We start from the raw sequence: 7019 nt of genomic DNA on the forward strand, positions 1-7019 counted from the left end.
GGTTGAAAGGTTGCTGGTATCATCGCCATCAGCCTTTCAACGAAATCAACACCTGCACTGTTACGGCGCCAGGCGCTCTATTTTCCATCCTGCTCCTTCACGGGTATACAACAGCCTGTCGTGCAAACGGCTGCTTCTTCCCTGCCAGAATTCCACTTTCTGTGGTTGTACCACATAGCCGCCCCAATGCGGCGGTCGGCCCACATCGTTCCCGAATGAATTGGTATAATGTTCTGTATTTGTTTCCAGCAATTCCCTGCTGGTAATTACCTGGCTCTGCGGCGATGCCCAGGCACCTATCCTGCTGCCCAGCGGGCGCGAGAGAAAATAGGCATCACTGTCTGCTTCACTGGTTTTGGTCACCGTGCCTTCAATACGCACCTGGCGCTCCAGTTCTTTCCAGAAAAATACCAGCGCAGCATGGCCGTTCTCTGCCAGCTGTCGGCCTTTATCACTTTGGTAATTGGTAAAAAATACAAAGCCCCGCTCGTCAAATGTTTTCAGTAATACAATTCTTGCCGAGGGAATGCCTTCTTTGTTCACAGTAGCCAGCGTCATAGCGTTTACTTCATCAATTTCGCTGTGTGTGGCGTCGTTCCACCAGCGGCTAAACTGGGCAATGGGGTCTGGTGCCAGGTCTGTTTCGTCGAGTGTGCGTAACTTGTAATCCTTCCTGATCGCTGCTATGGCCGGTTGTATAGACATGATGCGGTGTTTAGAATGGCGTGAATAATACCGCAAAGGTATTACAAACCATAATAACCAAAACCGCCGTACGCCAGTCCGAAAAAGGGGCGCAGTATAATGCTTACGATAATGCCTGTCAGCAAAAAAATCACGACCATCACCAGGAATATCACGGCGAGGTATACCACCTTCTTATCGTCTGGTGTGCGTTTAATGGGAGACAAGCCGATATACCATACATAAGCTGTGTAACACAAACCAGCAAGTGAAATTAAGCCCGCAATGGCCGGTATTACCGAAAAAACACGTGCTACCAGCAGGGGCGTGCAGCCATAAGCCACCAGCTGCAGCGAACGGCCCAGGTGTTTTTCCGAATCGAACGAAGGCGCCAGTGCATCTACCACATTGGCCGAAATATACACGCCCAGCACAGATACCAGCAGGTGCAGCACGCCGTTAAACAGCCCGGCCTCAATGCTGGCAAACCGCACACCCATTACCGGTATGCCTACAAAACCAAAGCCTACAAAGGCGGCAATGGCAATTACTATGGCCAGCGGTATTACATAACCGCGCATAATCATCGCGGCATTGGGCTGTTCTGCTTCAATGGCCAGCCATTCGGTCCTGGGGTTGAGCAATATGTTTTTTACACGGTCAACGATGTTCATGCGGTAAGCTTTTTAAATGAAATTTACTCATTGCAGCGCGTAAATACAAACACAAAAAAGCCCGTACAGTTGCTGTACAGGCTTCTTATGGTATAAATAGGGTTCAATTTAGCTTACCAGTGTGCCAACGCCTTTGCCTTCTACCACCTGCAGCAGGTTGCCGGGTTTGTTCATGTCGAATACAATAATCGGCAGTTTGTTTTCCATGCAAAGTGTGAAAGCCGTCATGTCCATTACTTTCAGGTTTTTGCTGATGCATTCCTGGAAGGTAATGTTGTCGTAACGTGTGGCAGTGGGATCTTTCTCGGGATCGGCTGTGTAAATGCCATCTACGCGGGTGCCTTTCAGAATAACGTCGGCCTTCATTTCAATGGCACGCAGTGAGCCTGCCGTATCAGTTGTAAAGTAGGGGTTGCCGGTGCCACCGCCAAATATTACCACGCGGCCTTTTTCCAGGTGGCGCATGGCTTTTCTGCGGATATATGGTTCAGCGATCTGTTCCATTTTAATAGCGCTCTGTAAACGGGTGTACACGCCTATTTTTTCCAGCATCGCCTGCATGGCCATGCCATTGATCATGGTTGCCAGCATACCCATGTAATCACCGTGTGCACGTTCAATACCGCTCTCTGCTTCGTTCATACCACGGTAAATATTGCCGCCGCCAATTACAATGGCTACCTGAACACCCAGATCGGTTACCGTTTTAATGTCGTTGGCATACTGCTCAATCACTCTCGGATCAAATGGGTCAACACCGTTTTTACTTTCACCAATCAATGCCTCGCCGGATAATTTTAATAGAATACGTTTGTACTTAGGGAGCATGCCTCAATTTTTTATGAACGAATCGGCTGCAAAGAACCTGAATTTTTGGGCAATTGCCAAGAGGTATTTTCCCCCGCCTTTACCTGCCACACAGGCTGCAAACACTGCTGCCACTACAATGCAACCGGGTGTTTGCGCACATCAGAACAAGTTGAAATGGGTGTTTACAATAACACCGCTGTTGTACTGAAATGCGTTTTTACCATCTATTTCCCTCGACAGCTGCACAATCTGGTTCAGGAACCCTGCTTCAATCCTGATATTGTTGTTGAACTTATAACCCATTAGTATGCCAAGCCTGTTCTGGTCAAACACATTTTCACCTAAATTTTTTCCGAAGCCAATGAACAGTTCATCATACAACGCTGCAAACAGGTGTTTGTTCAGCGGTACATCCAGCCGAGGCATGTAACGGATGCGGTTTAGGTAGGTATACGTATCGGGTTGGTGCGCCTCCAGGCTATTGTACTTCGCCAGCCAGCGTTGCTCCAGCCTGAAGCGGTGGCTCAGCGATGCCTTGCCCACTGTGCTGTTTACCACTACCTGCTCATAAATCCTGCGCTCGCCAAACGAGCGGGGCACTGCCGACAGCTGGTGTTCGCTGTAAGGGAAGGTCACTATCCAGCCATAACCCGCATGCAGGGTTACCTGCGGATGTATTTTATAATTGAGGCCAATACGCAGCAGGCTTTGCTGCCAGTCGGTAACAATGTTGTCACGCCGCCACTGGTACTCAATATGGCCGCTGAGTTTAGAAGTAATACGCGGGGTAATGGTGGTGGTAAACCAGCCAATGTCGTTGTGGTCGCTTACACGCGTTTGCGCATAAGGCAATAGGGTGGCCATACAGGCTGCCACCGCAAGTAGCACTTGTTTCATGAATAGTAGTAGTTATAAATTGTCCAAACACACCGGCAGCAGCGGTCCAATGCTGTGCCGCATAGGCCAAAGATAGTGTCGCGCCATTAAAATACTGCCAAACAAATTGTTTCTTTGCCGCTTTAAACAACTGTTATATGACCAGCGAGCCTATGTATTATGGCACCTACCTGCAACTGGATAAAATACTCGAAGCCCAGCACCCGGTGAGTTTTAATCCCGGTAATACACCTGCACACGATGAAATGCTGTTTATTGTAATACACCAGGCGTATGAACTGTGGTTTAAGCAAATCCTGTTCGAGCTGGATTATGTGATGCAGGTGTTCGGGAAGGAAAAAATCAACGACAATTCCGGGGAGCTCAACCTGGTGCGTCACCGGCTTAACCGCATTATCAGCATACTGGAACTGCTGAACCAGCAGGTGGGCATTCTCGATACCATGACGCCGCTCGATTTTCTCGAGTTCCGCAACCTGCTCACGCCATCCTCCGGTTTCCAGAGCAAACAGTTTCGCTTAATAGAGGCTACACTGGGTTTGCAAATGGAAAAACGCCACCAGAAAGATTACTACAAACGCACCAACGAAGGCGGCTTTACCCAGCCAGATTACAACCATATCAACGATACCGAACAGGCGCCCAGCCTGCTGCAGCTGGTAAACAAATGGCTGGAGCGGATGCCATTCTTTGAAACCGATTTCTGGAAAAACTACCCGGCAGCTGCACCTGCCGCACCTGCCAAACATCCGTTCTGGAACGATTACCGCCGTATTTACCAGCAAAGTCTCACAGAGCGTGAGCAGGGAAAAATCAACGACTTCGATTATGTATTCTTCAACCACGATGCCACCGGTTTTACCCCCGAACAGCTGGCCGGCTTACGCGGCAGCCTCTCTGCCCCTGCCATGCAGGCCGCCCTGTTCATTATGCTGTACCGCGATTTCCCGGTGTTCCAGGGCTCGTACCAGGTGCTGGATGCCCTTATCCGCATAGACCACCATCTCAGCAACTGGCGGCACAAACACCTGATTATGGTGCGCCGCATGATTGGTATGCGCGTGGGCACCGGCAATACTTCCGGCGCAGGCTACCTCGAAGGGGCGCTGAGCAGGCATTACATCTTCCGCGATCTTGCGGGCTTGTCTACTTATTTAATTGAACGCCACAACCTGCCCGCACTGCCGCAGGAGCTGATCAGGCATCTCGGGTTTAATATGTAGAAGGTAGAAAATCCTTGCGCAAAAAGCATGGCGAAGTGCGCAGGAAATGCAGGGATTTGTCGTTTTGACTGAAAAGGTAGGTTCGCCCGGTATTCGTCCGAGGTTCGATCGGGGGGCGTTCAGGCAGGTCGGGGGCTAAAATGAGGTAAAAAGTCTTTTCGGGGGCATAGGCGCGTTGCCATATGCCCCGCCACTTCCTGTCTATCCTCGTTGCAGAGCAATCATTAAATTTGCTAACAATGTTAGCGAATATCAACCCGGTTATTTACCTTCACGCCGAAAGGAAGGAGCTACAATATGAAAAGCGCGGCAGGCATTCACCAGTTATTGAAAGACAGGTTTGGTTACACCAGTTTCAGGCATAACCAGCAGGATATTATCGAAAACCTGCTGCAGGGCAAAGATGCCATGGTGCTGATGCCTACCGGCGGCGGAAAATCGGTTTGTTACCAGTTGCCTGCCCTGGCGCTGCCCGGCGTAGCCATCGTGGTATCTCCGCTTATTGCGCTGATGAAAGACCAGGTAGATGCGCTGCTGCAAAACGGCATCCCTGCTGCTTACCTCAATTCCACGCTCTCCAATTACGAGCAGCAGCATGTACTTAACCAGCTGCCGCAGGTGAATGCACCCGATGCCGACAGCGGGTTGAAGCTCTTGTATATTTCCCCCGAACGCTTGCTCGGCGAAGGCAATTTCATCCAGTTTCTGAAAAATATCCGTGTATCGCTGTTTGCCATTGATGAGGCGCACTGCATCAGCCAATGGGGGCACGATTTCCGGCCGGAGTACCTGCTGCTGGGCCAGTTGAAAGAACATTTTGCCGATACGCCCATTATCGCGCTCACCGCCACGGCCGACCAGCTTACCAAAAAAGACATTATTGCCAAATTATGTCTCACAAAGTACACGGAGTTTGAAAACTCTTTCAATCGCCCCAATATCCACTACTTCGTAAAGCCGAAGAAAGATTATATCAAACAAATCACCGACTACCTCAATACCCACCGCGACGATTCGGGTATTATTTACTGCCTTTCGCGTACCGGTACGGAAGAGCTGGCCGAAAGCCTGCGCAAAAAAGGTTTTGATGCCCAGCCGTATCATGCCGGGCTGGAAAAATCTGTACGCGACGAGCGCCAGGAGCTGTTTTTGAAAGATGAACTTAAGATAATGGTGGCCACCATTGCCTTTGGTATGGGCATCAATAAAAGCAATGTGCGTTTTGTAATGCATGCCGATTTACCCAAGAACATGGAAGGTTATTACCAGGAAACCGGCAGGGCAGGGCGCGACGGGTTGTACAGCGAAGCCATTTTGTTTTACAGTGCAGGCGATGTGTTTAAGCTGCGCAATTTTGCCAAAGTAGACGGCAATGAAGAACAATCGCGCATACTGCTGAAAAAGCTCGACCAGATGTCGGCCTTCTGCGAACTGCGCAGCTGCCGCCGCAAATACCTGCTCAACTATTTCAACGACGGGCCGGCAACAGCTGCGACAGCTGTGATATCTGCCTCAGCGATGTAAGCAAAACCGACATTACCATTCCCGCACAAAAAATACTCAGCGCCGTAACCCGCCTCGAAGAGCGGTTCGGCATTAATTACATTATTGATTTTCTCCGCGGCAGCAGCACGGTAAAAGAAATGCACCAGACACTCAAAACTTTCGGCATCGGCAAAGAAACCGGTAAAGAAGAATGGCGGGCCTGTATCAAAGACCTGCTGCACACCGGCTACCTGCAGCAAAGCGAAGGGGAGTACCCCGTGCTGCAACTAACCGCCGCCAGCTGGGATGTGCTCAGGGGCCAGCAATCTGTACTGGTAACCTCATTTAAGAAAAAGGAACAGCCACAGCAACCGGCTACAGAAGAGGGCGGCGCTGTTTTGCTCGAAAAAGACCTGCTGCAGCAATTGAAACAGCTGCGTAAAACCATCGCGGCAAAAGAAAACATGCCCCCTTACATTATATTCTCCGATGCAACGCTGGTAGAACTGGCTACTTATTTGCCACTGGTTACAGGTGATTTGTCGCGCATCAGTGGTTTTGGCGAAGTAAAAATGGACCGCTATGGCAATGATTTCCTCGAGTGTGTACAGGATTATTGCATTTTACACAAGCTGCCAACCCGTATTCAACAACGGCAGGATAAAAAACTGCGGTACAAACGATAAAAACCAACCAGTTTTTTAGAAATGCTGAAACACAATACCACACTGCGTTTTACTCTTGTTCAGTACTGGTCACCGAAAACAATTTCACTATTTTTTTCAAAATAAATTTGGCAGAAAGTTTTGGCTGCATACCTTCGCAGCCCGTTAATAAAACGGGTAGCTCTTTCAGCGGTGCTTGGGTTTGAAAAAAGGTAGAGAAATTTGAAAATAAATTTGGTGAGAATAAAAAGCTGCTTATCTTTGCAGCCCGGTTTGAAAAACTGGTAGCTCATTGGAACTCAATCTTTTAGGAATAACAAACGGAAAAATATTTTGAAGAAAAATTTGGAAGTTTAACCGAAAAGTTTTTACCTTTGCAACCCCAAATGATACGGTGGGAAGCGAAAAAAGAAGTTCTTAAAGTATAGAAACGATGGTGCGGCTTGAGGCCTGGAGGTTCACAACCTTAACATCAGCAGTAGCGGATAAAGCAGTAGTGCTTTATCGGTTAAAGATCTTTGAAAGAAGGAAGCAACAGTACGTAACGAAAGTTATGGTAAGATTGCAAGCGTAACACAATT

7 protein-coding genes are annotated in these 7019 nt (G+C 48.9%); 3 read left to right on the top strand and 4 right to left on the bottom strand.

Translation table 11 applies throughout. The features are described from left to right. Positions 1-60: 60 nt before the first annotated feature. The 4 genes from pdxH to DXN05_RS06350 form a co-directional block, all read right to left on the bottom strand. Positions 61-705: a pyridoxamine 5'-phosphate oxidase gene (gene pdxH / locus DXN05_RS06335; protein WP_116846324.1), complete on the bottom strand. Its 645-nt coding sequence runs from the start codon at positions 703-705 to the stop codon at positions 61-63. A 41-nt stretch (positions 706-746) separates the two neighbouring features. Then, positions 747-1358: a Yip1 family protein gene (locus DXN05_RS06340; protein ID WP_116846325.1), complete on the bottom strand. Its 612-nt coding sequence runs from the start codon at positions 1356-1358 to the stop codon at positions 747-749. 108 nt (positions 1359-1466) lie between these two features. Then, complete coding sequence (pyrH, locus tag DXN05_RS06345) at positions 1467-2186, bottom strand: UMP kinase (protein WP_116846326.1); 720 nt, start codon at positions 2184-2186, stop codon at positions 1467-1469. Positions 2187-2327: 141 nt separating this feature from the next. Then, positions 2328-3065 carry a DUF2490 domain-containing protein gene (locus DXN05_RS06350; protein WP_211329980.1) on the bottom strand — a complete coding sequence of 246 codons (738 nt, stop codon included), beginning with the start codon at positions 3063-3065 and terminating at the stop codon, positions 2328-2330. Positions 3066-3202: 137 nt separating this feature from the next. Between DXN05_RS06350 and DXN05_RS06355 the strand changes: the two genes are divergently transcribed. From DXN05_RS06355 to DXN05_RS24885, 3 genes are all read left to right on the top strand, one after another. Continuing rightward, positions 3203-4288: a tryptophan 2,3-dioxygenase family protein gene (locus DXN05_RS06355; RefSeq protein WP_116846328.1), complete on the top strand. Its 1086-nt coding sequence runs from the start codon at positions 3203-3205 to the stop codon at positions 4286-4288. A gap of 297 nt (positions 4289-4585) precedes the next feature. Further along, positions 4586-5812, top strand: coding sequence for a RecQ family ATP-dependent DNA helicase (locus DXN05_RS06360; protein ID WP_211329981.1), 1227 nt, complete (start codon positions 4586-4588; stop codon positions 5810-5812). A gap of 32 nt (positions 5813-5844) precedes the next feature. After that, positions 5845-6459 carry an RQC domain-containing protein gene (locus DXN05_RS24885; RefSeq protein ID WP_245975145.1) on the top strand — a complete coding sequence of 205 codons (615 nt, stop codon included), beginning with the start codon at positions 5845-5847 and terminating at the stop codon, positions 6457-6459. The last annotated feature ends 560 nt before the right edge of the window (positions 6460-7019 follow it).

The sequence above is a fragment of the Deminuibacter soli genome (assembly GCF_003412455.1).
Lineage (GTDB): Bacteria > Bacteroidota > Bacteroidia > Chitinophagales > Chitinophagaceae > Deminuibacter > Deminuibacter soli.

What these genes read in the sequence shown, in the direction of transcription:
- pdxH (WP_116846324.1), bottom strand. Translation starts at nt 705, where the DNA reads ATGTCTATACAACCGGCCATAGCAGCGATCAGGAAGGATTACAAGTTA.
- DXN05_RS06340 (WP_116846325.1), bottom strand. Translation starts at nt 1,358, where the DNA reads ATGAACATCGTTGACCGTGTAAAAAACATATTGCTCAACCCCAGGACC.
- pyrH (WP_116846326.1), bottom strand. Translation starts at nt 2,186, where the DNA reads ATGCTCCCTAAGTACAAACGTATTCTATTAAAATTATCCGGCGAGGCA.
- DXN05_RS06350 (WP_211329980.1), bottom strand. Translation starts at nt 3,065, where the DNA reads ATGAAACAAGTGCTACTTGCGGTGGCAGCCTGTATGGCCACCCTATTG.
- DXN05_RS06355 (WP_116846328.1), top strand. Translation starts at nt 3,203, where the DNA reads ATGACCAGCGAGCCTATGTATTATGGCACCTACCTGCAACTGGATAAA.
- DXN05_RS06360 (WP_211329981.1), top strand. Translation starts at nt 4,586, where the DNA reads ATGAAAAGCGCGGCAGGCATTCACCAGTTATTGAAAGACAGGTTTGGT.